Raw genomic sequence first — 25651 nt, forward strand, 5'->3', positions numbered from 1 at the left:
GGACGGTGACGAGCGCCCAGGTCGACCGGGTGGACGCGTGGTCGGCGGTGTACGAGGAGGTCTACACCGACGGTCACGCCCGCGGCACCGCGGCCGACGGTCTCGAGGGGTGGGTCGACGCGCTGTCCGGTCGACCTCTGCCCGCCGAGATCATGTGGGAGTGGCGGGACGCCACGGTCGACCGGCTGCGGGGCCTGCGTCCGGTGCGCGTACTCGACGTGGGAACAGGCACCGGGATGATCGCCCGGGCCCTGGCATCGGAGGTGAGGTCGTATCACGCCGTGGACCTCACCCTCGCCGGCGTCCGCGACCTCCTCGACGATCCGGGGCGGCCCTCCGGTCTCACCTTCGATCGGCGGGCTGCGCACGAGCTGAGCCCGCAGGTGCTACCCGGGGACCGGCCGGACCTCATCCTCCTCAACAGTGTCGTCCACTACTTCCCCGACATGGACTACCTCGAAGTGGTGCTCACCGGCCTGCTCGACCTGCTGGCTCCCGGTGGGGTGCTGTTCCTCGGAGATCTGCGCGACGCCCGCCGTGACGCGCGGCGGTTGCGCGAGCGCGCGCTGAGATCGGAGCCGTGGGCGGGACCGGGCCGGCTCGACGCACTGGTCGCGGACCTCGCTCGACGGGACCGCGAACTCGCGCTCGACCCCTGGGAGCCGGGGCGATCCCTCGGGGTGGAGACCACCGTGCTGGCGCGCTGCCTGCAGGACAGTGATCTCGCCCGGTACCGCGTGGACGTCCTGCTCCGGCCCGAGGGCTCCGCCGGACCCGGAGGCGGTGCTCGTGCCACCGTCGGTGGGGTGGCCGGTGGCACCGACGCAGGACCTCGCGCCACCCACCGGTGGGAGGACCTGGGCGACGACGAACGTCGTCGGGAGACCGGAGCCCGCGCGGTCCTGAAGGCGGGCGGGGTGGTGGACGTACCGGACGGCCTGGTGTGCCCCTTCGGGCCCTCGGCGCTGGAGGCCTCGGAGTGGACCCCGGCGGGTGGCGCCGGAGTGCATATGAGCCGGGAGTCGCCGGACCGTTTGATCCTCACCTCCCGCCCGCTCGCCCCGACCGGCCATCGGCGAGGAGAGCCGCAGTGAGCGCCTCGGGATTCGACTATCGGGCCGTGCCACGGCTGGTGCGCCCCCACCTCGGCGGGTCCCGCCGCCTGCTCGCGGCCGCGGTGTCGCTCGCCGTGGTGTCCGCCTTCGCTGAGCTCGCGGTGCCCTACGCCGTCTACCGTCTGCTCGTGCACGTGGTGGTGGGCCACGGGGGGATGGCGGTGCCCCAGGCGGTCGCTCTCGCCGCTGCGGGGGTCGTCGTCACCTATCTCACCTTCGGTGCCGCGACCGCGCTGGCGCACCGTGCCGCCTTCGAGGTGATCGCGCGGATCCGCATCGCCCTCGGAGAAGCGTGGTCCGTGGCGGAGTTGTCCGACCTGTCGGACCGTCACACCGCCTCCGCCCGTTCTGCCGCGGGGGAGGAGGTCGAGCGTCTCGAGGGGATCCTGGCCCACGGCGTCCCGGAGTTCGCGGCCAGTGTGACGGTGTGGCTCGCCATGACGGTGTGGCTCCTGGGTGAGGACTGGCGGTTGGCCCTGGCGTGCGCGGCGGTGGCCCCGCTGGCCTTCTGGACGATGCGGCGGGCGATGCGGTCCAACGCCCACCGGATGGGCGAGTTCGTCGAGGCCAACGCGGCGATGGGTCGGGCGATGATGGACCAGCTCACCGCCCTCGCGGAGATCAGGGTCTTCGGCGCGCGGACGTCGGGGTCGACGGCGGTGTCCGCGATCCAACGCACCGCGCGCCTCCAGTCCGCGTGGGGAGCGGCGTTCCTCCGCTGGGGCGCCTGGTTCTCGCCTCTGGTCACCGCCACCCCGGCGGTCGTCGCGGTGCTCGGGGCCTGGTTGCTCGCTGCCGGGAGGCTCAAGGTGGACACGTTCCTGCTGTTCGTGGTCCTGGCCCCGGCCTACACGGTTCCGCTCGTCACACTCTTCTACCGGATGCACTCTCTTCCCCTCGCGGCGGCGAGCGCCCGAGCGGTCGAGGAGCAGCTCGACCTGGCCCCGCGTGAGCCGACGACGGTGACCGGCCGGGAGCCGAGGGATCGCACCCTGGCCGTCGACGGCCTCGACTTCGGTCACCGGGGGCGCGAGAGCACGCTCCGACGCGTCTCGTTTCGGGTCCCGGAGGGTACGACGGTCGCCCTCGTGGGGGAGTCCGGATCGGGCAAGACGACCCTGTTGGAGGTGATCGCCGGGGTGAGGAGACCACCCGTCGGTGAGGTCATGCTCGGTGGCGTGCCCACCGCCGACCTACTGGGCGTCCCCGGCCGCCGTTGGGTGAGCCTGGCCGCTCAGAATCCCCTGCTGTTCGCCGGCTCGATCGGGGAGAACCTCCGGATGGGGGCGCCCGACGCCCCCGACGGTCTCCTGCTCGACGCGCTGAATGCCGTCGGGCTCCTCGGGGAACTCGGGGACCCGGTCCTCGACCGGCGCCTCGGGGAGGCGGGGGCGGGCCTGTCCGGGGGGCAGCGGCAGCGTCTCGCGCTCGCGCGGGCCCTCGTCGTCAACGCCTGGCTGGTCCTGATGGACGAGCCGACCGCCTCGGTCGACCCGCTCACTGAGGACGATTTGTGGGAGTCGATCTCGCGGTGGTGCCGGGGAAGGACGCTCGTGATGGCGACCCACCGGATCGCGCTGGCCCGCCGGGCGGATCACATCGTGGTGCTCGACCGGGGCGCGATCGCCGAGCAGGGCACTCACGACGAACTGCTCGACCGCGGCGGGCTCTATGCCGAGTTGACCGAGGCCGAGTCGCGGGCGGGGGCGGGGATCCGATGAGCGGAGTGGGCACGATGTGGCGGATCGCCGGGGCCGAACGGGTCCGCGTCCTGCGCGGGGTGGGCTGGCGGATCGTCCAGTCCCTGCTCGGCGGGCTGCTCTACGGGGTGCTGATCACCCTCGTCGTCGACCTGGCCCGCGGTGGGCAGGTCGACAGGAACCGGGCCGTTCAGGTGACCGTGGTGGCCGTGGCAACGCTCATCGGACAACTGCTCGCCTCGTATCTGGCCGCCAGGGATTCCTGGTTGGCCTCCTACCAGGTGTCCGCTCATGTCCGCGAGTGGGTGCTCGAGCACCTGCTCCGCGTGCCCGTCCCGACGGCCACCGGTCGCCGCCGCGGGGAGATCCAGGCCCTGCTCACGGGTGACATGCAGCAGATCGAGGACTTCCTGTCCGAAGGGCTGCCCAAGCTGGGACAGGCTCTCGGGCTGCCGGTCTTCGTCGTGGTGGCCGCGGCCGTCTACGACCCGGTCGTCGCTCTCGTGCTCGCCGGCGCCGTCCTCGCGGCGATCCCGGCGACCGTGTGGGCGGGGACCCGGACGACCGCCGCCGCCCGGGAGCGGACCACCCTGCAGGCCGAGTCCTCGGCGCGGTTCGTCGACGTGCTCACCGGGATCACCGTGTGGAGGGTCCTCGCGGCGCCGGGGCGGATCGCCGACGTCCTGCGCGCAACGGCGCTTGACCTGCGCGACTCCTCGGTGCGGATGCTCGGCAGGCTGATCCCCCCGCTGATGCTGGCCTCGGCTGTCCTCATGGCCGGCGTCCCGGTGCTGATGGCGGTGGTGGCCGGCCGCGGAACGGAGATCGCCGTGGGGTTCCTCCTCGTGGCGATCGCCGTCTACCGGCCTCTGGTGGCCGCGCTGTCGGTGGGGGAGCAGTGGCACGTGACCCGCTCGGCCCTGGAGCGGCTGCGATCGGTGGCCGAGATCCCGCAGCTTCCCGACCCGGCGGAGCCCCGGACACCACGAGGTGTCGAGGTGCGGTTCGACGACGTGGGATACGACTACCCGGACGGCACCCCGGCGCTCCGGGGGATCGATCTGGAACTCCCCGAGAGGGGGATGGTCGCCGTGGTCGGCCACTCGGGCAGCGGGAAGTCCTCGCTCGGTGGCCTGCTCTCACGCCTCGACGATCCCGCCGCCGGGTCGGTGAGGATCGGCGGAGTGGACGTCCGCGAGATCGCCCCGGACACCCTCGCGGCCACGGTGACCCAGGTGTTCCAGCACACCCATCTGGTGCCGGGGACGGTGGCCGAGAACATCGCGCTCGGCCGCCCCGACGCCGACCGTGCCGACATCGTCGACGCGGCCACGCGCGCGCAGCTCCACGCCGCGATCAGCGACCTGCCCCACGGATACGACACGCGTCTGGGGGAGGACGGAGCCGGGCTGTCCGGGGGACAGCGGCAGCGCGTGGCCATCGCCCGGGCCCTGCTCGTGGATGCACCGGTCGTAGTGCTGGATGAGCCCACCTCGGCCCTGGACACCCGGACCGAGAGCGAGGTCTCGGAGGTGATCGCTGAGTTGGCCCGCGGACGATCCGTCCTGCTCATCGCGCATCGCCTCGGCACGGTCACCCGAGCCGACGAGATCGTCGTCCTGGAGCAGGGGCGGGTGATCGAGCGCGGTACCCATGCGCAGCTGCTGAGCACGGACGGACGGTATCGACGGATGTGGGACCGGGTCGAACCGGCCGGTGATCCCGCCCAGAAGAGCCCCGCCCAGAGGAGTCCCGCCCGGAACGGGCCCCGCGCCCGGTCGACAGCCGGGACGGATGAGAGGAGCAGACGATGACGAAGTCCCATCACCCGGAGAACCCGCCTCGCCCGAACCCCGGCGACCGACCGCAGAACGCTTTCACGCTGATGTACTGCGGCACGTGCGGCGGGGAGAGGGAGTCCGCGCTGCTCTCGGCCCTGAGCCGGGCGGTGGGCCGCTCTGCCCACGGAGTGCTGGCGCGCGCCACCTGCCTCTTCGGCGGCAGGTGTGGGGCCGCACGGGAGTCGAACGCGGACGGCCCCGTCGTCCTAGTGCAACGGTGCCATCGCGTCACCCGCGAGCCCCGAGGACACGTGGTGACCGTCGGACCGGTGCGGACGACCCCGGAGGTGAACGGACTGATCCGGTGGCTCGAGACCTCCGATCTCACGGTGGACGAACTCCCGCTGCCTCTCCGGCGAGCGCACTACGAGCGGGTGGCGTCGAGGAACTGATCGGGGACGTCGCCGCCGCTGTCAGTGGGAGGTTTCAGCGACGCAGCTGGCCGGCCAGGTCTGAGAGGGACGATGCCGTGACGTCCGGCGCCCTGAAGTATCCCGGGTAGGGCGCACCGTCCCTGGTGATCCAGGCGGTGCCGAGTCCCGTCCGAGCGGCGCCGTCGATGTCCCAGGGATGAACGGCGACGAGCATCGCGTCCCTGGGGTCGACGTCGCACCGGGCGAGAGCGTGCGCGTATGCCCTGCCGGCCGGTTTCCAGGCGCCGGCGTCCTCCACCGAGAGAAGTGCCTCGAAGTGCTCGAGTATCGATGCGCGGTCGAGGAGGCCTTCGGCTATCGCCGCCGAGCCGTTGCTCAGAGTCACCAAGCGGATCCCGAGGTCCGTGAGTGCGTGCACTCCATCTGGTACGTCTGAGTGCACGGGGAGGACCGAGAACCCGCTCATGATGTGCTGGACGGCCTCGTCCGGGTCGCGATCGAGCGGCGTGCTGTGGAGGCTGATCCGCAGGGACTCCGCGGCGAGGTGGCGAACGAGTCGCTCGCCGAGACGACCGTGAGGGCGAAGCCGTCCCGGAGAAGTCCTGCGAACCAGCTCGACGCCAGGTGAGCCGGCGCGCCGACGTCCTCGAACCGCCGGGCCATCGGCGACATGTCCGAGAGGGTCTCGTTGACGTCGAAGATGATGAGGGAAGGTGTCGGTGGCCCGCCCGGGTTCGCCGGGTGGTCCTGCCTCGCGAATCGCTCCCGAGAGAGCTCGTCGGTCATGGAACCCTCCTCGCTCAGGATCGGTGCTCGCTCAGGATCGCGCGGTCAGGATCGGTACTCGGGGTTCTCCCAGCCGAAGCGGGCCCCGGAGTCCCAGGCGGAGCGCTGGTTGCCCTCGCCGGGGATGCCGCCGGCCGCCTTGAGCAGCCGGGCCAGGTGCATCAGGTTCCAGGTCAAGAAGGTCGTGTTGCGGTTGGTGAAGTCGTTCTCCGGCCCACCGCTGCCGGGGTCCAGGTACGACGGCCCGGGGCCTACCTCGCCGATCCAACCCGCATCGGCGTTGGGCGGGATCGTGTAGCCGAGGTGTTGCAGGCTGTAGAGGATGTTCATCGCGCAGTGCTTGAGACCGTCCTCGTTGCCGGTGATCAGGCACCCGCCGACCCGGCCGTAATAGAGGTGCTGACCCTTGTCGTTGAGCATCCCGGACAGTGCGTAGAGACGCTCGATGACCTTCTTCATCACGCTGGAGTTGTCGCCCAGCCAGATGGGCCCGGCCAACACGAGGATGTCGGCCTCGAGAATCCGCGGGTAGATCTCCGGCCAGGCGTCCACGTCCCACCCGTGCTCGCGCATGTCCGGGTAGACGCCCGTGGCGATCGGGTGGTCGATCGCGCGGAGGATCTCCACCTCGACTCCGTGCCTGCGCATGATTGAGGCGCTCGCGTCGATGAGTCCCTGGGTGTGGCTGAGCCCGGGGCTGCGCGTGAGAGTGCAGTTGACGAACATCGCCCGCAGGCCGGCGAAGTCGGGCTCGCTCATCGGGACTCCTCGGCATCGGTGCGGGCGTGAATCCGAGCGTAATCACCAGCGGGGAGGTTCCTGCCGGTTTCGGTGACGAGATGGGAGGGGACAAATGAGAACGAGGCCCGAACCCCGTCCAAGGGTGGTCCCTTGGTCGACAGTTCGGACCTCGTTCGTACGGGGTGGCTGACGGGACTCGAACTCCCGTCCCGGGTGGCGCATCGACGCACATTCCGGGTCAGCGAACGGCCCCTGAGCTGAGCTTAGACGGCTTTCTTCGGGTCGATGTGTGCCTTGGTGTGCATTCCGGTGCAACGTCGGCATTGCAGAATGTGTTGCATGGCCCCCATAGTCGGCCGACCGAGCCGTCATCAATCGTTGCGCTCGGCGAAGTGCTGAGCCATCTTCCGGATGAGCTCCTCGACGTTCCCCATGCGATCAATCAGCCCGTACTGTCGGTAGCTCGGAAACGCGTCCAAGTGCCACCGGGGGACCTCCGGAAAGGCGAGCACGTCGACTGAGGAGCCGGGTTGTGGGTGGACGCCGGGTGGGGGAGTGATCGTCGTGAGCCTGGTCGTCTGCTCGTGGGTGACGTAGGTCAGCGTGTGGTCGCAGTCGTCGACCTGGGCGCCGGCGAGCCCTCGAATGGCGAATTCCACGCCGCGGACGTTCCAGGCGAACTCGTGGGCGAGGCGGTGACGGTCGATTTTGGCAACCTCGTGCAACCGCCAAAGTGCGTGGCCGTGTTCCCCCCGTCGGGAGGTTGTACGGCTGGGTCCGCTCTATCTCTTCGATCGAAATGGCCGAGAGGTGCTTGAGACGCCGCTTCGCCTCATTGGCGAACTTCTCGGGTGTCACGCTCAGTGGGTACTGCAGCTGTTCGTCCCCGGGGGTGGGCACTGCCTACTGTCTTTGACGGCGAGATGGTAGACGATCCCGTCAAGGGCGGAGCGAAGCTGGTGACCCCAGTCGCTGAACGCGGGTGCGACGTCGACTGGGAATGGCTCCAGGGCCCGGGCGAGCACCAAAATCTCCTCGCCGCTCAGCTCAATAGTGGCCTCGATGGGCCGGCCACCGCAGTGTGCACTGGCGAGGTCGAACACTTCGGTGCGGTGGCGGCCTGCCCGGTCTACTTGGCGGAAGATCTCGGCAAAGTCAGGGGTGGCCATACCGGTTCACGGTACGGCGGAAGCGACCGGAGCTCAGGGATTCAAGTCTCACCGAGGGCCTGCTGGCTGATCGGTCCGGGTGTGAACCCGCGACTCTAGCCACTCCTCGACGTCGGCGCGGCGGTAGCGGACCCAGCGGCCTCCGTCACGAACCGTGGCCCCATGCCCCGGTACCGCCACTGCGCCAGCGCAGTCACCGTCATATCGAGGTCGTCGGCGAGCTGTTCAGGGGTGAGGAGTTCTTCGATCATGGACATCGAGTCCTACTTTTGGGTGGCGTGTCGTCGACAGGAGACGAAGTCTCGGCATCCCCGTAGCTACGCAGCGCATGTCCGCTCTACGACAAGTTGGCCTGCTGAACCTTCTAAAGGAACGCCGCTGGGGCCCGGGTGGGAGGCCGCGGAGGCGCCGTCCGGTCGAGGCGTTGCTACGGGTCTAGCGAGTGCGCTCCTTGCGAGGGCGGATCCTCTCCGGCTCTACAAGTCCTCCGATTCCCCAAACCCGCCAGTGATCGAAGCTCGAGCCTGGGGGGTCACTGAGGTCTGGGCACCGCTGCATGGTGGCGAAGATGGTCCCTTGGGGAAGCTCTGCTGAATCCATCACCCGGAGGTTCACGCCCGGGTCCGGGGGCAACTTGATGTACGCGATTTCTGGGGAGGCGTAGATCGGGCGGGTAGCCATTCCCCGGTCGGCCAGTTGTTTCGCTAGGTCCTTCTGACCGCGTTTGAAGTACTTGAGAGTGTCCGGGACTACGACAAGTGGCAGCAGATGTAGGGCGGTGGGGTCTTGGATGACTGCAGCAAATGTCGTGTAGCAGTTAAAGATTCCGGCGTTGCCTTCACCGTTGATGTCACGGAGCGAATCTGCTTGGCGCCCCTCGCCCGACAAGTAGGCGCTGCCCCACTTGTGGTTGAACTGGAGGGCGGTGAGTGCTTCTGCCGGCTTGTAGAGGTGGAGACCTGGATAGTCGATCCGCAGCACGGCCTTATCTCCACTAACGAGCATGTGGGCCCCCGAGTCTTGATAGAGAGCTACGAGGAAGTTGTCGTCGGGGTCATCGCACACGTGCGGCACCTCGTCAGAGTGCCTGTCATCCAGCCAAGTGGCGAGAAGGCTAAGTGCGTCGACGAAGATCTCGACTTCCTCGAGGGATAGCCAACGGCGAAACCTCTCCCGCTCTAGTCGGGATTCCAATTCGTGGCACAGATGATCCGACATGATCATCTCGACACCGCCTGACCGGACTCGATCTAGAAGCTGGGCTGGAGCGCCTCGAGGGCTCAGGGCTGCCGAAATGAGGGCGTTTGTGTCGATAACGACTCTCGGCCTTGACACGCGCAGCTACTTCCTGTGCGCAGCATCTGCGGTGCTGTGCTCTCTGCGCTCGCGACGCATCAGCTCAGTCTCCGCCTGCACCTCTGCGTAGGCCTGTTCGTCAGAAAGAGGGCCTCGGCGGGCAACGGTAGACGCAACCGCAGCGAGTGCGCCGCCAGCCAAGACTGCATCGCCCTGGCCTTCCCTCTCGCCGAACTTCTTGTTCAACCGCCGGCGGGCCGCGTCCTGTCGTGAGGAGTACCCCATAACGCCTGTCCTTCCAAGCTATGTCTATCCAGACTACGCGGGTCCCGCCCGGCCATATCCGGCTTTACTGACCGAGTAAGCGAGCTGTAGACCACGACCGGCGAGGCGGCGGTCACTGGGACCTCACCTGACCGCCGATCGCTGTTTCGAGGCCGCGGGTGATGCGGGAGACGACCTGGTCGCCGATCGCCATGGGGTCGGTGGCGCCGTTGACGTTGACCGTCATGTCCACGTTGATCACCTTCTCGCCGCGCTCTCCGGTGCCAGTGGCCGCGCCGCCGCCGGTGGTGTCGGTGGTGATGCGGGTGGCCTTCGTCAGCTCATCGCTGGCGACCACTCCAGTCGGGACGGCCACATCGGGGGTGGCGCCGTCTGGGGTGGCTATGGCGGCGTCGAGCTTGGCGAGAGTGTTCTTGTCGAGGGTGACCAGGCCGGAGTCTCAGACCAGCTCGGGTGCCTTCTACAGCCCTTGAGTTCGATGAGGCCGCCGAACTCGTCGGCGAGCTCGGACAGGAAGTTCCCTTCAACTTGGCGGCGCATCTCGTCGGGAGTGGCGAGCCGCTTGTCCTCGGCGACGCGCACCGAGTCGCCGTTGGCCCACGCCTCGGCGGAGCGTTGCATGCCCTGGGTTACGCGCTCCCACTCGACACCGGATTGCAGGGCCCCGGCGAGGGCCGGGTCGACGGTCTTCTTCTGCAGGAACCCCTCACCGACCGCGACACCACCCTGGTCGTAGCCGATGCCGTTGCCGATGTCCATGTAGTGGCCGCTGCGGCGTCAACCTTGCCGAAGGCCGCGGCCGCTCCGGACGCGGCGCCGTCTGCTCGTCGACCGGCGGTCTCGGCGGCTTGCCCGATGCCGCCCATGCAGGCTTGAGCATTGGCCTCCATGCGAGCGAAGGCCTTGTCGAAAGTGGCCGCGATCTTCTCGAGCGTCGCATTGATCTTCGCGATGAGCTCGGCAGAGACGCCCGAAGCATCCGCCTCGAACTCGATCCTTGCGCGTCCCTGTGCCGTAGACATAGCGGCACGGTACGAGCCGCTAGTGACCTGATCAGACGGGGTTTGCGACCCGTTCAGGGGCGACGTGACCGCGAGCGTCTACCGCAAGCGCGGAAACCCAGCGGGCCAGGCCGAGGCTTTGGTGCTCGCCGAGCGGGGCGCGGGTGGCTAGTCCATAAAGGCCATGCGCCAGGCGCAGTCGAGCCCTGACCGCAGGCGGGCCCGTGAGTCCCCGTCGTGCACGTCTGCCTCGCGGACCGGGTATTTAAACATCGCCGTGTTGGGGAGCTTCGGCTCAAAGACGTGCAGCACCCACCCTGGATCCTGGCCCTCGACGATCTGGTACTCGACTCGCGCTCCCTCGAACTTGATTCCCTCGACGATGTAATCCAGCCGGCTGTCCGGGCACTGCTTCTGCATGCGCCAATTGGATCACGCCGACCGGGGTTTGAGACCCGCCCCAGATTCACCGTCGATAATCGGTGCCACTTGGCGATACTTGACCACGCAACGGGCAAGGGGAACTAAGTTTGTCTTCATGCGAGCCATAGCAACTGCTGCATTCTTGGCCCTTAGCCTCATGGTGGTCGGGTGTGGGGACGAAGACGACTTCGACTGGAGCAACTCTCCGCTGGAGCCTTACGAGTGCGAGTCTCTTCGGCAGATGCTTGAGGCAGATCCAGGAGGTGGAAACGCCGCAAGCTACGAAGATCAGCTCGATGAGCGGTGCTGAATTCTCGCGAGTAGGGCCACGCCCGACCCCGCCCATAGTCGGGCGTGGAAGTCAACAGCGCCGCTCGGATTCGACGACCGGTCTCGATGCGTTGACACCCCGGCGCAGTCGTTAAAGGGTGTGCCTATGAGACCGATTGAAGTAATGGACGACGACGAGCTACGCCCCCACCTCGCGGGCCTACGGCGCTCCTGGGATATCTGTATCCAAGAAAACGACTTGGCCACAGCCGGCTTCCTCCAGAGGGAGATCCCCCGGGTCCAGGCAGAGATTGACCGCCGCGGAGCGTAGTCGGTCATTTTATGAATGAAGGCGGGATAGAGCCACGACTGAGGGGCGTGAAAAGGTCCCGGCCCAGATTCGCGGAGCAACTCCACTACGAGATGCGATCCACTGGGGAACAATTCCAGGAACTGGCCCCCGATGTCTAAGGAAATACCGTGTCACCCGCCACCCACCTCGCCGAATTCCACGCTTCGGACGTCGATGACCTGCATGCCGGGCTGGCCGAGGAGGCGCACCGACACGACGAGTCGGACGGCGAGCGCAATGAGCCAATGTTGCACTACTACCCCGTGCGGCAGCGCACCGCGTTCGTCACCGAAGTACCACCAAGGGATGAGCATTTGCACCGCCGACCCAATTACGCCAGCTAAGAGTCTCAGCACGACGGGACGGAAGGATCGCAATGACCCGCTCACGCACCATCCAGCCCTACGCGCTATGGGGCGTCAACCGCATCTGGCAGGACTTCGAGGTCGTCGGAGAGTCGAACTACCTGCCTGCGATCCGACGGGCGTGGAACCGCACCCCGAAGTCCGAGTACAACGATGTTCGGGTGGACCTGGAACTGGTCCCCGAGCCGGACAATCCATACGACGACCGTGCCATCTCCGTCCGCTACCAGGGACTCATCGTTGGCTACTTCCCGAAAGAGACCAACCTTGACTGGTGGCCCGTCGTCGCTCGCGTCGCGGCGACCGGGCTCACTGCGGCCGCACCAGGCCGGATCTGGTACCAGAAGTCCGCCGGATTCGAGACCGGCAGCGTGCGCCTCGGACTGGGCGAACCTGACCTGAGCTTGCCGCTCAACGATCCGCCCTCCCAGCCCCACAACCTCCTGCCCTCCGGCAACGTTGTCCAGGTAACTAAGGAAGCCGACCACTTTGATGTGCTCGCCGACTATGTCCCACCAAGCGGTGCCGGCGCGCTGTACGTGACCCTTCACAAGGAAGAGATCGTCTCCTCGAGGTCGCGGCGGGTCGTAGCCGAGGTGCGCCTCGACGGTGAACGGGTTGGAGAACTCACTAAGGCCACCAGCGAGAAGTTCCTGCCTGCGATCGTGCACAACACCGACCGCGGGCTGGCCACGGCGGTTCGAGCCGCGATCAAGGGTTCCGGAGTCGCCGCGGAACTCACCATCCGCGCAGCCAAAGCCCACGAGCTGGACGACGCCGCCTTGGACGGCCCAGCGGTGCGGCTGCCCAGCCTCACTCCCTACGATCCAAACGCGCAGTACCTAGTACCGAATACCTACGGCCAGACCACCACCGCAGCGCGTGCTCGCTCGATCCGAGAGGAGAAGCAGCGTTTCGGCCGAGGCACGGCTATCGGCCACGACGCAGAGGCTCGCACGCCGTCTACACCGCAAGTCAAGATCCAGCGCACCTTGGCTCAGCCACCGCGGTCACAACCGGCTGGCCATTCGGCGCCGCCCCCGAGATCGCCTGAGCCCAACCATGCCCCGGCTTCGCCGCCGGCCGCGCACGTGGCGAGACCGCCGCTGTCCCCGCGGCCAGCACCGACGACGCCCCCGCTTGTCCCGTACGGTGCCTCTTCGCACGGCAATGCTCCGCTGCCCGTGGCGAAGTCCCGCAAGAACACGAAGGGGAGCGGCCGCGCTCTCGGCCTGGCCGCCGCAACGTTCTTCGCCGCATTCGCGCTGGGGATCCTAATCTCCGGACTCGGATCTCCCGGCGGCGGCGCCATCGTCTGGCTGCTTGGCGTTCCTGTTGCGATCGGCGTCGGAATTTGGGGGCGACGGGCCGCCAGTGTCTCCGCCAAAGAGAACCAGGACCCGGGCAACGGGTGGAAAGGGTCGTGAGAACTGGCCGTCCACCGCTCCTGGATGCTGCAGGCCACCGGCGGGGCCCGCTGCCTCAGTGGACCAGGATCTTCGCGCCGGTAGGAGGTTCGGCTTTGGCGACAGCTGGGATGGTGCTTCGGAGACTGGCCGGGCTGCCTTCGCGTGGGTGTAACTCTGCAGCTCGGCGAGTGCGTACGGGGTGGGAGCGATTCGACTCTTCGCCCTTGGGTGATCTCGTGCTCGCTTTATCCATGTGCGTTGTACTCGTCGGGGTTGGGGTGGCGATAAGCGGCGTCTACCATGATTTGGCCTTTGTCGTGCGTCGAGACGATCTTGCATCGGGGATCTTCGCCCTGGCCGGCGTTATGGGAACCATGGCTGGTTTCGTGGCTGCGGTGATGGTGTTCTTGGGCACCTCGGGATTAGCGGTCGAACGAATGAGGCGGCAGGTTGGAGTTCGCCTTCCAAACGCGCTCGCCTTCTCCGTCTTCATCTTGTTCCTCGCAGCAGTTGCCACCGCGATCTGTGGCGTCTTCGCGGACGGCTGGGTGGCGCGAGGCATCGTGGTGGGCAGCGTGTTGACTTCTCTGGGTGTGGTGGCCATGGTGACGTTCACCATCTGGGCAGCGTTCTATCGGGACATTCGAGACGAGGGGATCTCGGACGAGGATCGAACCGAATCCGTGTAGTTCCTGTTCGAGACGCATTCATGTCGTATCCGGCAATGCGTAATCGCCGCTACCATCGGGTGTGATGTGGGCGGGTCCTGCGCTCTCAGGAAGCTAGTCAGGAGTGCGGTAGGTATTGCCTGTGTTACCCGTTCTCACGTTCCTCCACGTCAGCGAGACGACGGCGTAGCTCGATCACCTCGAACTCAAGATCACCGAGCGCCCGGTACAACGCAATCCCAAGGGAGTGGTGGGTAGGAACGACCATCCGCACCTTCTTCACCTCGTCCCACACTGCCGACGCTATCGGCAGATCGTCGGGACGCTGGACCTCGTACGGCTCAGACTCTCGAAAACCGGTGCCCGACTTCCACGCGTAACCCATGTCCAGAAGGTAATCCGGCCCTTCCGGTTTTAGAGTGCATTGATCCGGTCCTGAAGCTGTCCGGAGTGGATCAGTGACCGCAAGATGTAGTGCTTGAGGTTCCGGAAGCCCAGGGCGATTCCGCGGAGGTGCTCGAGGCGTCCGTTGATGGCTTCGACGGGGCCGTTGGAAGCGCCCACGTCGAAGTAGGCCAGGATCTCCCGATGCCGCTTCCACAGCGAACGGCCGAGCTGCGCGAGCTCGGGGAGTTCGGCGGGTACACCGGCCCGGATCGACTTGAGGAGCTTGTACATAGCGATCTTGCCCTCCCGCTTGCCCGAGGCTTCGTAAGCAGTGATGAGTCGCTGGTAGACGCCGTAGGTGACCTCCACCGCCGCGTGCGCGTCATGGGCGGTGAACGCTTGGAACAGGCGCATCTTCTGCTTGTCGGTCAGCAGTTCAGCGCGGGTTCGCAGGGTGCGGCGGATGCCGTACAGCGGGTCGCCCGTGCGGCCCCGGTGCCCGGTGGTGGCCTGCTGGATGCGTTGGCGGCACACGGTGAGCTTGTCGGCGGCCAGGTGCACGACGTGGAACGGGTCCATCACCGTCCGGGCAGCGGGCACCGCGCTGGCGGCGGCGGTGTGGTAGCCGGCGAACCCGTCCATCGTGACAACCTTGACCCGGTCTCGAAACACCTGGTCACGGGCGTCCAGCCACTCGGTGAGGACCTTCGCCGAACGGCCCGGGACCATGTCCAACAGGCGAGACGGGCCGGTGCCGTCCACGACCGGGGTCAGGTCGACCAGGACGGTGACGAACGCACTGCTGCCGTCGCCGCGCACGTGCTTCCATTTGTGCTCATCGACACCGAGAACGCGGACTCCGTCGAAGTGTCCGGGCTGCTCGTAGACCATCGTGCGAACCTCCGAGACCGCCAGGTCATTGACCAGGTCCCACCCCAGCCCGAGGGCCTTGGCCACGGCGGACACGCTGGTGCGGTCGATCGCCAGACGCTGCAGGATCCAGCGGCTGCAGCGGCGGGTGGTCTTGGCCCGCGGCTCGGCCAACGCCGGCATCCGCTGCTGGAAGATCCTCGTAGCGCACTCGGTGTTGTCGCAGGTGAAGCGCGGTACCCGCACGTGCAGTCTGGTGGGATGCCCGACGATCGGTAGATCCGTGACCTTCCGCTGGACGTGGTCCCGCAAACGGCCCGCCATCCCGCACTCGGCGCAGATCGGGTCGAGTGTGACCGGGGCGCAGAACAGGTGCGTGAGCTCGTCAGCCACAGCGGCGTCGGTGATGGTCACCCCGAGCTCGACGGTGCGGCAGATGGTGTCGGCGAGCAGGCTGGCGGTAGCGTTCAAAGCGGGTCCTGGGGATGCGAAGTGCTGGTGTAGGAACTTGCATCTTCACACGCCCCAGGACCCCTACATCTTGTGCCTCACCGCATCACCGCAGCATCCCCGCTACGCACTCCGGATCCGGAAGAGCCGGTAATCCGGAGACCGGCCACGATCGGCGTCTTTGATCGGATTCACTTGTGCCGACGCCCCGCTGTCGATCCGCATGAGTTTCACGGCCGAAGTGCATCGACGCAGGTGTTTTACTAGCGCGGATTGATCGCCACCCGCAAGCCCGCCTGCCCCAACTCGAGCCGCGCAACCTGATCTGAAGACGCCTCGACCGTGCTCCTCGTGTGATCGACACTGACGAGTCAACGGTTGCGTCCCTGAGGGCGTGGCGGGCGCACCGCGGATCCCTGTCTCTCGACTTCGTGCGGGGCGGCGGCCCCTTATTCGGAGATCTGGAGGCCAGCGTGCGGAACGTGAACTCCGTGTCGCTGATGTTCACCCACCGAGTCCGCAAGGCGCGGAAGGCGCTCAGAGCGGAACCCCTGCCGGCGCTCACCCTTCACGGCGGCAGACACACCCGCGCGACGTTGCTGCTGGAGGCGGGGGAGAACCCGAAGGTGGTCCAAGAGAGGCTCGGGCACGCCTAGATCACCATCACCATGGACATCTTCGCCCGCGTCACCGAAATGATGCAGCGCAGCGCGGTGGACCGATTCGGTGCCCTGCTCGGCGGCTATGAACGACCGCTGCTGCAGGAACCGTTGCATGGGCCAAAATGAAAACGGCGGGCGACCCGCACAATGTGCAGGTCACCCGCCGCTTCCGGTGGGGGTGGCTGACGGGACTCGAACCCGCGACAGCCAGGATCACAACCTGGTGCTCTACCAACTGAACTACAGCCACCATCGCCGTCCTCGCGAACAGCGTTGACGATGTTACCCGGTCTGAGCCCCGGTCAGGAAATCGGGAGGTGTCGACGCGGACCGGACCCGCGCACGGGCGGCAGGGGGCTCAGTTGACCGCGGGCAAGGCGCCGGCTGCGGCGCGCACCTCGTCGGTGGTCGGACCCGGTTGCGGGACGAACGCCGTGGCGCGGTAGTACTTCAGCTCGCGGATCGACTCCTTGATGTCTGCCAGGGCACGATGGGACATGCCCTTCTCGGGCTGGCCGAAGTAGATGCGCGGATACCAGCGGCGGCACAGCTCCTTGATCGAGCTCACATCGATCATCCGGTAGTGCAGGTAGGAGTTGAGCTCGGGCATGTCCCGGGCGAGGAACCCGCGATCGGTGCCGATCGAGTTGCCGGCGAGGGGAGCGGTCCCGCTGACCGGGACCCAGGCGCGGATGTAGTCCAGCACCTGCTTCTCGGCCTCCGCCACCGTCACAGCGGAGGCGCGGATCTCCTCGGTCAGCCCCGACGAGGAGTGCATGTCCCGTACGACCGGCAGCATCGCGGCCAGTTTGGCGTCGGAGGCGTGGATGACGATGTCCACGCCGTCGCCCAGGACGTTGAGTTCGGAGTCGGTGACCAGTGCCGCGATCTCCACCAGCGCGTCGTTCGCGGTGTCGAGGCCGGTCATCTCGCAGTCGATCCACACGATCCGGTCGTTCTTGGACTCCTTGTGGGGCGTCGGGCTCGACGTCGCGACAGGGGTGGGATCGGCGCTCGACTCTGGCATCGCTCGACTATATCGCCGCAGCGTTCCAAGCTTCGTCCCACGTCTGCGGCCCCCCACCACCGCGTCGAGCCTGCAGGCGTCTGGAGCACCGCCGTGTGGCAGCTGACGTCCTCAGTAGGGTGGGGATATGCCCTCGTCCGCGGCCGACCCCGAAAACTCACCGTCGATGGCAACCGATGAGTGGAACTTGCGATTCCTCGCGGAGATGGGACAAATCCTGGCGGAACGCCCCGGAACGGAGTTCGACTCTCCCGGGGCCGTTCGCTACAGGGTGGAAGAACTGGCACTGACGGGCGGATTCGTAAGACTGGTCTGGGCTTTCCCTGGCGCTCCGGACACGGGGAAGCGCTCGGTCCGCGTCGGACGGTTCATGAACTTGGTGGACTTGCGAGGCGGGTTCTCACCGGATGATCCAGACATCGTTGCCGGGGCAGTACTGCTCAACGATTTCTATCCAGCTCACCCCCCAGCGGAGGACCGTGAGCACGCAGACGGCATTCGTTGGCTAGGGCCGCCGCCTCCCTAGCAGCCGGGCCATGCTTGGCAACTGCCGGAGACTGCTCGCGAGGTCGGCCGATCAGGCCTCGGCCTGCCCCTCGCCGAGCTTGGCGTAGAACCGTCCCACGATCGGGGCCATGACCCCGCGCGGGGTGTAGTTGCCCGCCACCGACATCGCCTGGCCCAGGGGTCCCGGGACCACGCGCATCTTGTTCCGGGCGAGCGCGTCCAGCGAGATCCGGGCGGTGTACGTGGTGTCCACCCAGAAGCGGTCGGGGACCAGGCGGTCGACGAACGTCTTGTCCTCCTCGGCGATCTCCTCGGTGCGCACCGGGCCGGGCGCCAGCAGCGTGACGTTGACCCCGGAGTCCTTGAGCTCGCCGCGAAGTGACTCGGAGAAGGTGTTGAGGAACGCCTTGGTCGCGGCGTAGGTGGCGTTGTTGGGGATCGGCATGTTGCCGGCCGCCGAGCCGACGTTGAGGATTGCGCCCGAGCGACGCTCCACCATTCCGGGCAGGACCGCCAGGACGAGGTCGTGGCAGGCGACGGCGTTGACCTGCACTTGGCTCTTCTCGTAGTGCGGATCGAGCGTGGCGACCGGGCCGAATGAGGCGATGCCGGCGTTGTTGCACAGGATCGAGACCTCGCGGCCCGCCAGTTCCTCCAGAAGCGGGGCCCGCTCGGCCGGATCGGACAGGTCGCAGGCCCGCACCTCGACCGTCACCGGGAACCGGCTCTCCAACCGCTCCTTGAGCTCCTGCAGCACCTCGCCGCGCCGCGCCACGACGATCAGCGAATGCCCGCGGCGGGCCAACTCGGCGGCCAGCGCCATGCCGATCCCGGAGGAGGCGCCGGTGACGACAGCACGATTCGTCGCGGTGGGCAGGGGAAGCGGCATCATGCGTCCTCGGGTCAGGTGGTCAGGGCCGAGGGTGAGCGTACCGGCGAGGGTGGTGAACGGGGGAGTCGGAGACGCCTCCCGGTGCGGCGCCGGCGATCAAGGGCACCGGTCACCGGCGGTGGGAACCGGGACGGCACCACGCCGGCGGAAATGGACCCGCCACCTGCGCTCGCGAGGCCACTGACGAACCGCCAGCCACTAGGTTCTAGGGCGTGAGCAGCACCGGGACACCGCCCCCTCCAGAGACCGCCACCTCGTCGTCGTCGCCCGATCCCCGCCCCGCCACCCGCGGCCAGGTCTTCTCCTGGGCGATCTGGGACTGGGGCTCGGCGGCGTTCAACGCGGTGATCGTGACCTTCGTCTTCTCCGTGTATCTCACCGACTCGGTCGGCGCGGACCTCGACGGCCCGTTCTCGGCCGCGACCTGGCTGTCCATCGCGATCGCGCTGGCCGGGTTGGTGATCGCGGTGACCGCGCCGGTGATGGGCCAACGGGCGGACCGGGGCGGGCGTCGCCGACGCTCGCTGGCGATCTGGACCTATCTCACGGTGGCGTTGACCGCGCTGATGGTCCTGGTCGACGCGGACGCGCCCTATCCGTGGTTCTTCGTGGGATTGTTGCTGCTCGCGCTGGGGTCCATCACGTTCGAGTTCGCCGAGGTGTCCTACTTCGCCATGCTGCGGCAGGTCTCCACCCCGGCCACCGTGGGGCGGGTGTCGGGCTTCGGGTGGGCGATGGGCTACTTCGGCGGGATCGTGCTGCTGCTCACCGCGTTCCTCGGCTTCATCTCCGGCGACGGCGACGAGCGGGGCCTGCTGGGCATTCCGACCGACGGCGGCCTCAACGTGCGCCTGGTGTGCCTGGTCGCGGCGGTGTGGTTCGCGGTGTTCGCGTTGCCCGTGCTGCGGTCGGTGCCGGAGAACCGGCCCCGGGCGAGGTCTGGCGACGACGACGAGGTGGCCTTCACCGAGTCCTATCGCATCCTCTGGCGGGACCTCAAGGCCCTGTGGCGCCGGGACCCGCGGACCGTGAAGTTCCTCGTGGCCAGCGCCATCTTCCGCGACGGGCTGGCGGGGGTGTTCACCTTCGGGGCGATCCTGGCGGTCACGGTGTACGGGCTCGCGCCGGGGGACGTGCTGATCTTCGGGGTGGCGGCCAACGTGGTGGCGGCGTTGGGCGCGGCGGTGGCGGGGGTCGCGGACGACCTGGCGGGGCCGAAGGCGGTGATCATCGGTTCGCTCGCGGCGATGCTCGGCACCATGACGGTTCTGTTGTTTGTGGACGGCACCGCCATGTTCTGGCTCTTCGGCCTGCTCATGTGCCTGTTCGTGGGCCCGGCGCAGTCGGCGTCGCGGTCCTTCCTCGCCCGCCTCGCGCCGCCCGGCGGTGACGGCCAGATGTTCGGCCTCTACGCCACCACCGGACGCGCGGTGTCGTTCCTCGCCCCCGCGCTGTTCGGTCTGTTCACCTGGGGTTTCGGCACCGACCGGGCGGGAATCGCCGGCATCGCGCTGGTCCTGCTGGTGGGTCTGGTCCTGCTGCTGCCTGTGCGCACCCCGACCCGCGCCGAGACGTCGACCACCTGGGCCGGCACCGCCTGATCGCGGCGCCGTCCTGACTGGTCGCGGCACCCTGCCGCCTGGCCTGCCCAGTGCCCCTCTGCCTGGCCTGCCCAGCACCCCCTGCCTGGCCTGCCCAGCACCCCCTTGACTTGTGCGCCCCCTTCGGCCTGCGTGTCGAAAGTGCATACTCTCGGCTGACCTGCGCGGCGCTACTGGTCCATAGAGGACACACAAGGCTGGGCGGACCTTCGGGGGCCGGCACCACTCGGCCTCCAGGGTGGGTTGATGGCCGCCGGGGCGGCAGGCGGGCCCGCCGGGCTCGCCGGGTCCCGTGCCGGTCGCCCTGAAGTGCGCGGGCGCAATGGTCCCGAGCCGCCGCACAAGTGTGCGGAATGCGGTCGAAGAGGACGCATAGGCCGAAGAGAACGCATAGGCCGAAGAGGACGCATAAGCAGGAGGCGCGAGGTTGAGGTGCGAGGTTGAGGCGCGAGGCTGAGGCGCGAAGTGGTGGGGCCGGGGGGCGGGGCAGGGAGGCACCGGGGCAGGCCGCCCCCCCCGGCGACTAGAGCGCTCCGGACGTGAGCAAATCGAGCACTCCGGCGGCGTCGTCGGCGATAGCGGAGAACCCGGCTTCACGAAGTTCGGCGTCGCCGATACCGCCCGTCCGCACGGCTACCGAGCGGATGCCCAGTTTGCCGGCCGCGATGGCGTCCCACGTCGCATCGCCCACCATGATCGCGTCCGCGGCGTCGACGCCCGAGCGCTCGAGGGCGATCGCCACGATGGTGGGATCGGGCTTGGCCTGGTCGACGTCCTCGCCGGTGGTCACGGCGTCCACGTGGTCGTCGACATCGAGAAGCTCCCGGGCCTGCTCGAACTCCGACGGTGCCGCCGAGGTCGCGAGCACGACGATCCACCCCCGCTCCTTGGCGCCACGGATGAGGTCGCGGCCACCGGGGAGCAGGCGCAGCGTCGCCTCCGCGTAGTACTCAGAATGCAGATCCTTGGCCCGGCTCGCCACGCGTTCGCGGTCCTCGTCGTCGTCGACACCTGCGAGATCCAGGAGTTCGTCCACCAGCGTGGACCCGTCCTTGCCGATCCGGTGGTGCACCTCCACGAACGGCACCGGCGCGCCGGCCTCGGCCAGGGCGCGGTGCCAGGTCCAGACGTGGACGTAGGTGGAGTCGACCAGGGTGCCGTCGACGTCGAGGAGGAGGGCGCGCGGTGTAGTGGTCATGCGTCCGACCGTGCACCGCCCTCGGGAGGCCGGCAACCGGTGGCCCCCGCCCGGGTGTCAACCGGTGGCCCCCGCCCGGGTGGCGACCGGTGGCGACAAGCCCGGGCCCGGCGCACCCTCGGAGCCATGACACGTTTCGGATACACGCTCATGACCGAACAGTCCGGCCCCAAGGAACTGGTCCGCTACGCCGCCAAGGCCGAGCAGGCGGGATTCGACTTCGAGGTGGCCTCGGACCACTACTTCCCGTGGCTGTCCTCGCAAGGCCACGCGCCGTACGTATGGAGTGTCCTGGGCGCCGTGGCTCACGTCACCGAGAGGGTGGACCTGTGCACGTACGTCACCTGCCCGATCCTGCGCTACCACCCCGCGGTGGTGGCACAGAAGGCCGCGACCGTGCAGATCATGTCCGACGGCCGGTTCATGCTGGGCATCGGCGCGGGGGAGAACCTCAACGAGCACGTGGTGGGTCAGCGGTGGCCCTCGGTCGACGAGCGACACGAGATGACGGTGGAGGCTCTGGAGGTCATCGGCGAACTGTTCGACGGCGGCCTGGTGACCTACTCCGGCGAGCACTTCCGCGTGGACTCGGCCCGGCTGTGGGACCTGCCCGAGAAGCGGGTGCCGATCGGCGTGGCAGCCGGCGGGGAGAAGGCCGTCGGCCGGCTCGGGCCGCTCGCCGATCACCTCATCGCCACCGAGCCGGAGCCCGCCCACATCGAGAACTGGAACGCGCTCGAGGGACGGAAGAACATCGGTGACGGTGCCCGGGCCATCGCCCAGATCCCCATCAGTTGGGATCCCGAGTCCGAGAAGGCGGCCGTCGAGCGGGCGCACGACCAGTTCCGCTGGTTCGCCGGGGGCTGGGCCGCCAACGCCGACCTGCCCACCACCGCCGGATTCGCCGCCGCCACCAAGTTCGTCCGCCCCGAGGACGTGGCCGAGCAACTTCCCTGCGGTCCCGACCTGGACGCGATCGTCGAGAAGATCCAGCCCTACTGGGAGGCCGGGTACACGGACGTCGCGCTGATCCAGATCGGCGACTCCACCCTGGACCGGTTCCTCGAGGAGGCCGCCGAGCCGCTGCTCGCGCGGTTGCGGGAGGCCTCCCCGAACTGAGGCAGGCCGATCCCCGCCGTCGAATGGCTGGCGGGCCTCTCTCGGGCGGGGCCTGCTGGATGGCGGGGCGCGGTTCTAGTCGCCGGCTCCGGGCAGGTAGTCGTTGGTCGTGGCGGCGGCACCGTCGACCTCGGTCTCCAGCAGCCCGTTCTGGTACATCCACCTCGCGTATGCCGCCCAGTCCTCGTCCGACTGCCGACCGAAATCGTCCTCGGGTAGCAGCTCGAGCGTGGCGTCGATCATCATCTCCAGGATGTCCGGGTCGTAGGAGCCCTGGGTCTCGGGGGTGAGGGCGTCGATCGCGACCTGCCGGTCCCGCAGCGCCGCGGCCTGACCCTCCGCGGTCCCCGCGAGGAAGTGCCGCACCCGCTCGGCGTAGTCGGCGTCGTCGGCGAGGCGGGTCGGGTTGGCGATGATCACCAGTTCCGCGTAGTCCGGCACCCCGAGTTCGGTGGCCGGCAGCACCACGACGTCGCCCTGAGCGGTGAGCTCGACGCCCTCGATGTTGCGGAATGCTCCGAAGATCGCGTCGACCTGGTCGGTGAGGAGCGCCTGGTTGAGGCTCTGCTGCACGTTGGGGGTGGAGATCGAGCCCGGGTCGACCCCGGCCTCCCGGGCGATGAAGTCCAGAGTCGGCTGTTGGGACGCCAGACCCGACAGCCCCACGGTCCTGCCCTCCAGGTCGGCCGCGGTGGTGATCCCGGACTCCGTCCTGGCGATCAGCGAGGTCAGCGAGGTGGGGATCAGGGCGGCCACCGAGATCACGTCGAGGCCCTGTTCCGCGGCGATGAGGGTGTCGGGCTCATACGAGATGGCCAGGTCCGCCCGCCCCAGGGACACCTCCCGCGCGGCGTCGGCCGTGTTGGCGGGCGTCATGAACGTCACGTCGACGCCGGCGTCGCCGTACGCGCCGGTGTGCTGCGCGGTGTACAGCGCCACGTGATCGGGATTGGGGCTCCAGTCCAGCAGGACACTCACCGGTGCGGCTCCGGTCTCGGTCGTGTCCGCATCGTCCGAAGCCGCCTGGCATCCGGTCAGGGCCAGCGCCGCAGCGGCGGCGATCGCGAGCATGCGGACGCCGGGTCGGGTGACGCCCGTTCGGGTGACGCCCGGTCGGGTGACGGTCCGGCGTGGGGCCGCGCTGGTGGATGTGTGCGTCATGATGGGGTCCTTTCCCCGGTGGGGGTGTTCCACGGGCAGATGAGTCGTTCGAGGATGGTCACGGTGGCCAGCAGGACGCTGGACATGATCGTCAGCACGACCACCTGGGCGAAGACGAAGTCCGTCTGGAGACGCGGGATGGCCTGCAGCATGAGGTACCCCAGGCCGTTGGTCGACCCGGTGTACTCGGCGAACACCGCGGCCACCGGCGCGAACGTGACCGAGACGCGCAATCCGGCGAACCCGCGGGGCGCGGCGGACGGCAGACGAACCCGCCAGAAGAGCGACCACCGGGTGGCGTGCAGGCTCCGCAGCGTGTCGATCACCCGGGCGTCGACGGCCCGCACGCCGGAGAGGAGGTTGAGGGCGACGGGGAAGAAACACAACAGGGCGACGACGATGACCTTCGGCGCCATCCCGTACCCGAGGGAGATCGTCAGCAGCGGACCTATCACGATCACCGGGATGGCCTGGGAGGCGACCAGCAGTGGGGTCATGGCCTGACCGATGGTGGGCACGAACGCGCTGATGATCACGACGATCACCGCGACGACCACTCCTAGCACCACACCCAGGAGGGTCTCGGAGGCGGTCAGCAGCGTGGCGGAACCGAGCCGGTCGGGCCAGGTGGTCACGAGCGAGTCGAGCACGGCGCCGGGCGCGGGGATGACGTAGGCCGGAACGAGTTCGAGCGCGGTGATCGTGATCCACGCGGCGAGGACCAGCAGGATCGTCACGCAGGCGGGAGCGGCGGATCGGAGGACTCGGACGGTCATGGGGCGGCTCCGCCGTCGGCCAGATGGGATTCCCGTGCCAGCGCGCGGAGGATGTCCTGGCGGGTCGCCGCGAATCCCTTGTCGCCGAGCAGGGCCTCGCGGGGGCGGTCGTCGCCGAACCACCCCGGCCAGGTGGACACCACGCGCGCCGGGGCGTCGGCCTCGTGCCGTGCCAGCAGGACCACACGTTCGGCGAGGAGCAGGGCTTCATCGACGTCATGGGTGACCATGACGAGGGTGGCCGGCGTCCCGGCGAGGGTCTCGCGCAGCCATTGCTGGACGTCGGCTCGGGTGATCGCGTCGAGCGCACCGAGCGGCTCGTCCGCCAGCAGCAGGGGTTTGCGAGCGAGCAGTGCGCGCGCGAGTGCCGCGCGCTGGCGCATGCCCGCACTCAGAGCCGACGGACGGGCCCCCGACCAGGCGCCCAGGCCCAGGCGGTCCAGCAGGTGCTGGGCTTCGGCGCGGGCCACGCGCCGGCGCTCCCGCTGATTGCGGAGACTGATCGCGACGTTGTCGAGCAGGGTCATCCACGGCAGCAGGCTGTCGCCCTGCGGCATCAACGCGCAGTGCTCCAGGCGCCGGCCGGGCCGGCGTTCGTCCAACACGGAGACGGTCCCGGTCGTCGGTTCGGTCAGGCCGGCGATCAGCGAAAGCAGCGTGGACTTGCCGCAGCCACTGCGCCCGACGACCGCGATGTGCTGGCCCACCGGGACGGACAGGCTGAGATCCGCGAGAACGGGCCGGCGTGCTCCCGGGTAGGTGTGGCCCAGACCGTCCAGCGCCACGGCCGGAACTGCGGGGCGACTCAGCACGGCGTGCACCAGGACCGCGGCGTGCACAGGGGTGGCCGCGTGCACCAGCGCATGTGACATCCCTCCGCTCGTGTGAACGAGTTCAGGTTCAGCGGGTGTGATCTCAGCCCCGTTCGGTAGGGGCACCCCGTGTCATCGACGCCGATCCTGTGGATCAGCTCGAAGTGCGAACCTACCACCCTGCGCTGCCCGGCGAGTGGTCACATATGCGCGGCTCCGGCGGATCCCCACCTGGGGAAACGTGAACAGAATCGACCGCGCGACGAGGGGGCCTGATGCCGAGGGCGGGCGTTGGCCAGCGGTGTGCTGCGGCCGGCGGTGTGCTGCGGGAGGCGGCAGGCGGCGGGCGTCGGACCGGTGCCACGCCGGTCAGCGCCGCCGACCTGCGCCGAAG

28 protein-coding genes, 1 tRNA gene and 1 riboswitch are annotated in these 25651 nt (G+C 68.4%); of the genes, 10 read left to right on the forward strand and 19 right to left on the reverse strand.

From position 1 onward, the window contains the following. Positions 1-5: 5 nt before the first annotated feature. The 4 genes from CT688_RS05180 to CT688_RS05195 are packed head-to-tail and all read left to right on the forward strand — an operon-like array spanning position 6 to position 5048. Positions 6-1094, forward strand: a complete 1089-nt coding sequence (locus tag CT688_RS05180; protein ID WP_156607121.1) for a bifunctional 2-polyprenyl-6-hydroxyphenol methylase/3-demethylubiquinol 3-O-methyltransferase UbiG — start codon at positions 6-8, stop codon at positions 1092-1094. Further along, entirely contained in the window at positions 1091-2836 is a 1746-nt protein-coding gene (locus tag CT688_RS05185) for an ABC transporter ATP-binding protein (protein ID WP_159077987.1), read from the forward strand. The genes CT688_RS05180 and CT688_RS05185 overlap by 4 nt, the downstream gene beginning before the upstream one ends. Next, positions 2833-4629, forward strand: coding sequence for an ABC transporter ATP-binding protein (locus CT688_RS05190; RefSeq protein WP_107756030.1), 1797 nt, complete (start codon positions 2833-2835; stop codon positions 4627-4629). Before CT688_RS05185 ends, CT688_RS05190 begins: the two co-directional genes overlap by 4 nt. Next, positions 4626-5048, forward strand: a complete 423-nt coding sequence (locus CT688_RS05195) for a hypothetical protein (RefSeq protein WP_107756031.1) — start codon at positions 4626-4628, stop codon at positions 5046-5048. Before CT688_RS05190 ends, CT688_RS05195 begins: the two co-directional genes overlap by 4 nt. A gap of 34 nt (positions 5049-5082) precedes the next feature. Here the strand turns inward: CT688_RS05195 and CT688_RS17660 are convergent, their stop codons facing one another. From CT688_RS17660 to CT688_RS05240, 10 genes are all read right to left on the reverse strand, one after another. Beyond that, complete coding sequence (locus CT688_RS17660; protein WP_231750504.1) at positions 5083-5496, reverse strand: HAD family hydrolase; 414 nt, start codon at positions 5494-5496, stop codon at positions 5083-5085. Then, positions 5493-5816, reverse strand: coding sequence for a hypothetical protein (locus CT688_RS17665; protein WP_231750505.1), 324 nt, complete (start codon positions 5814-5816; stop codon positions 5493-5495). Before CT688_RS17665 ends, CT688_RS17660 begins: the two co-directional genes overlap by 4 nt. Positions 5817-5861: 45 nt before the next feature. Beyond that, a complete protein-coding gene (locus CT688_RS05205; protein ID WP_107756032.1) occupies positions 5862-6575 on the reverse strand; it encodes a flavodoxin family protein in 714 nt (237 codons plus the stop codon). Between the two features lie 353 nt (positions 6576-6928). Next, positions 6929-7282 (reverse strand): hypothetical protein, encoded by a 354-nt coding sequence (locus tag CT688_RS05210; RefSeq protein ID WP_107756033.1) that lies wholly within the window; start codon positions 7280-7282, stop codon positions 6929-6931. Positions 7283-7417: 135 nt separating this feature from the next. Next, positions 7418-7726, reverse strand: coding sequence for a hypothetical protein (locus CT688_RS05215; RefSeq protein WP_107756034.1), 309 nt, complete (start codon positions 7724-7726; stop codon positions 7418-7420). A gap of 95 nt (positions 7727-7821) precedes the next feature. Further along, the gene (locus CT688_RS05220) at positions 7822-7983 is read right to left on the reverse strand and encodes a hypothetical protein (protein WP_231750506.1); all 162 of its coding nucleotides are present in this window, start codon (positions 7981-7983) and stop codon (positions 7822-7824) included. A gap of 178 nt (positions 7984-8161) precedes the next feature. Further along, on the reverse strand, positions 8162-9061 hold the full coding sequence (locus CT688_RS05225) for a putative toxin-antitoxin system toxin component, PIN family (RefSeq protein WP_159077988.1): 900 nt from the start codon (positions 9059-9061) through the stop codon (positions 8162-8164). A gap of 358 nt (positions 9062-9419) precedes the next feature. Further along, complete coding sequence (locus tag CT688_RS05230) at positions 9420-9662, reverse strand: hypothetical protein (RefSeq protein ID WP_156607125.1); 243 nt, start codon at positions 9660-9662, stop codon at positions 9420-9422. Between the two features lie 26 nt (positions 9663-9688). After that, positions 9689-10066, reverse strand: a complete 378-nt coding sequence (locus tag CT688_RS05235; RefSeq protein ID WP_107756037.1) for a hypothetical protein — start codon at positions 10064-10066, stop codon at positions 9689-9691. A 410-nt stretch (positions 10067-10476) separates the two neighbouring features. Beyond that, complete coding sequence (locus CT688_RS05240; RefSeq protein ID WP_107756038.1) at positions 10477-10728, reverse strand: hypothetical protein; 252 nt, start codon at positions 10726-10728, stop codon at positions 10477-10479. Between the two features lie 753 nt (positions 10729-11481). Here CT688_RS05240 and CT688_RS17280 point away from each other — a divergent pair. The 3 genes from CT688_RS17280 to CT688_RS05255 all read left to right on the forward strand — a co-directional run bounded on the left by CT688_RS17280 (position 11482) and on the right by CT688_RS05255 (position 13816). Beyond that, on the forward strand, positions 11482-11697 hold the full coding sequence (locus CT688_RS17280) for a hypothetical protein (RefSeq protein ID WP_156607127.1): 216 nt from the start codon (positions 11482-11484) through the stop codon (positions 11695-11697). 32 nt (positions 11698-11729) lie between these two features. Then, positions 11730-13145, forward strand: a complete 1416-nt coding sequence (locus tag CT688_RS05250; protein ID WP_107756040.1) for an HIRAN domain-containing protein — start codon at positions 11730-11732, stop codon at positions 13143-13145. 206 nt (positions 13146-13351) lie between these two features. Next, complete coding sequence (locus CT688_RS05255; protein WP_156607129.1) at positions 13352-13816, forward strand: hypothetical protein; 465 nt, start codon at positions 13352-13354, stop codon at positions 13814-13816. Between the two features lie 124 nt (positions 13817-13940). Here CT688_RS05255 and CT688_RS05260 read toward each other — a convergent pair whose 3' ends face one another. Together CT688_RS05260 and CT688_RS05265 are read right to left on the reverse strand one after the other, a co-directional pair. Continuing rightward, positions 13941-14180, reverse strand: coding sequence for a hypothetical protein (locus CT688_RS05260; RefSeq protein WP_107756042.1), 240 nt, complete (start codon positions 14178-14180; stop codon positions 13941-13943). Positions 14181-14209: 29 nt separating this feature from the next. Continuing rightward, positions 14210-15523, reverse strand: a complete 1314-nt coding sequence (locus CT688_RS05265; protein WP_107755580.1) for an ISL3 family transposase — start codon at positions 15521-15523, stop codon at positions 14210-14212. Between the two features lie 461 nt (positions 15524-15984). Between CT688_RS05265 and CT688_RS17285 the strand changes: the two genes are divergently transcribed. After that, positions 15985-16158 (forward strand): tyrosine-type recombinase/integrase, encoded by a 174-nt coding sequence (locus CT688_RS17285; protein WP_156607131.1) that lies wholly within the window; start codon positions 15985-15987, stop codon positions 16156-16158. A gap of 183 nt (positions 16159-16341) precedes the next feature. On the opposite strand, the gene CT688_RS05275 is transcribed toward CT688_RS17285, so the two are convergent. The 3 genes from CT688_RS05275 to cmrA form a co-directional block, all read right to left on the reverse strand. Further along, positions 16342-16414: transfer RNA gene (locus CT688_RS05275), tRNA-His, on the reverse strand. Positions 16415-16522: 108 nt separating this feature from the next. After that, positions 16523-17191 (reverse strand): oligoribonuclease, encoded by a 669-nt coding sequence (gene orn, locus CT688_RS05280; RefSeq protein ID WP_107756044.1) that lies wholly within the window; start codon positions 17189-17191, stop codon positions 16523-16525. Positions 17192-17768: 577 nt separating this feature from the next. After that, on the reverse strand, positions 17769-18587 hold the full coding sequence (gene cmrA, locus CT688_RS05285) for a mycolate reductase (RefSeq protein WP_107756045.1): 819 nt from the start codon (positions 18585-18587) through the stop codon (positions 17769-17771). 314 nt (positions 18588-18901) lie between these two features. On the opposite strand from cmrA, the gene CT688_RS05290 reads away from it, so the two are divergent. Then, positions 18902-20191 carry an MFS transporter gene (locus tag CT688_RS05290; protein ID WP_107758017.1) on the forward strand — a complete coding sequence of 430 codons (1290 nt, stop codon included), beginning with the start codon at positions 18902-18904 and terminating at the stop codon, positions 20189-20191. A 523-nt stretch (positions 20192-20714) separates the two neighbouring features. Here CT688_RS05290 and CT688_RS05295 read toward each other — a convergent pair. Further along, entirely contained in the window at positions 20715-21389 is a 675-nt protein-coding gene (locus CT688_RS05295) for an HAD family hydrolase (protein ID WP_107756046.1), read from the reverse strand. A 126-nt stretch (positions 21390-21515) separates the two neighbouring features. Between CT688_RS05295 and CT688_RS05300 the strand changes: the two genes are divergently transcribed. Next, the gene (locus tag CT688_RS05300; RefSeq protein ID WP_107756047.1) at positions 21516-22508 is read left to right on the forward strand and encodes a TIGR03557 family F420-dependent LLM class oxidoreductase; all 993 of its coding nucleotides are present in this window, start codon (positions 21516-21518) and stop codon (positions 22506-22508) included. A 75-nt stretch (positions 22509-22583) separates the two neighbouring features. Here the strand turns inward: CT688_RS05300 and CT688_RS05305 are convergent, their stop codons facing one another. From CT688_RS05305 to CT688_RS05315, 3 genes are all read right to left on the reverse strand, one after another. Continuing rightward, entirely contained in the window at positions 22584-23669 is a 1086-nt protein-coding gene (locus CT688_RS05305; RefSeq protein ID WP_107756048.1) for an ABC transporter substrate-binding protein, read from the reverse strand. Further along, the gene (locus CT688_RS05310) at positions 23666-24445 is read right to left on the reverse strand and encodes an ABC transporter permease (protein WP_107756049.1); all 780 of its coding nucleotides are present in this window, start codon (positions 24443-24445) and stop codon (positions 23666-23668) included. The genes CT688_RS05305 and CT688_RS05310 overlap by 4 nt, the downstream gene beginning before the upstream one ends. Continuing rightward, the gene (locus tag CT688_RS05315) at positions 24442-25317 is read right to left on the reverse strand and encodes an ABC transporter ATP-binding protein (RefSeq protein WP_231750507.1); all 876 of its coding nucleotides are present in this window, start codon (positions 25315-25317) and stop codon (positions 24442-24444) included. Before CT688_RS05315 ends, CT688_RS05310 begins: the two co-directional genes overlap by 4 nt. Further along, positions 25300-25397, reverse strand: a riboswitch (TPP riboswitch). Its footprint overlaps the gene before it by 18 nt. Positions 25398-25651 lie beyond the last annotated feature (254 nt).

The sequence above is a fragment of the Dietzia sp. JS16-p6b genome (assembly GCF_003052165.1).
Taxonomy (GTDB): Bacteria; Actinomycetota; Actinomycetes; order Mycobacteriales; family Mycobacteriaceae; genus Dietzia.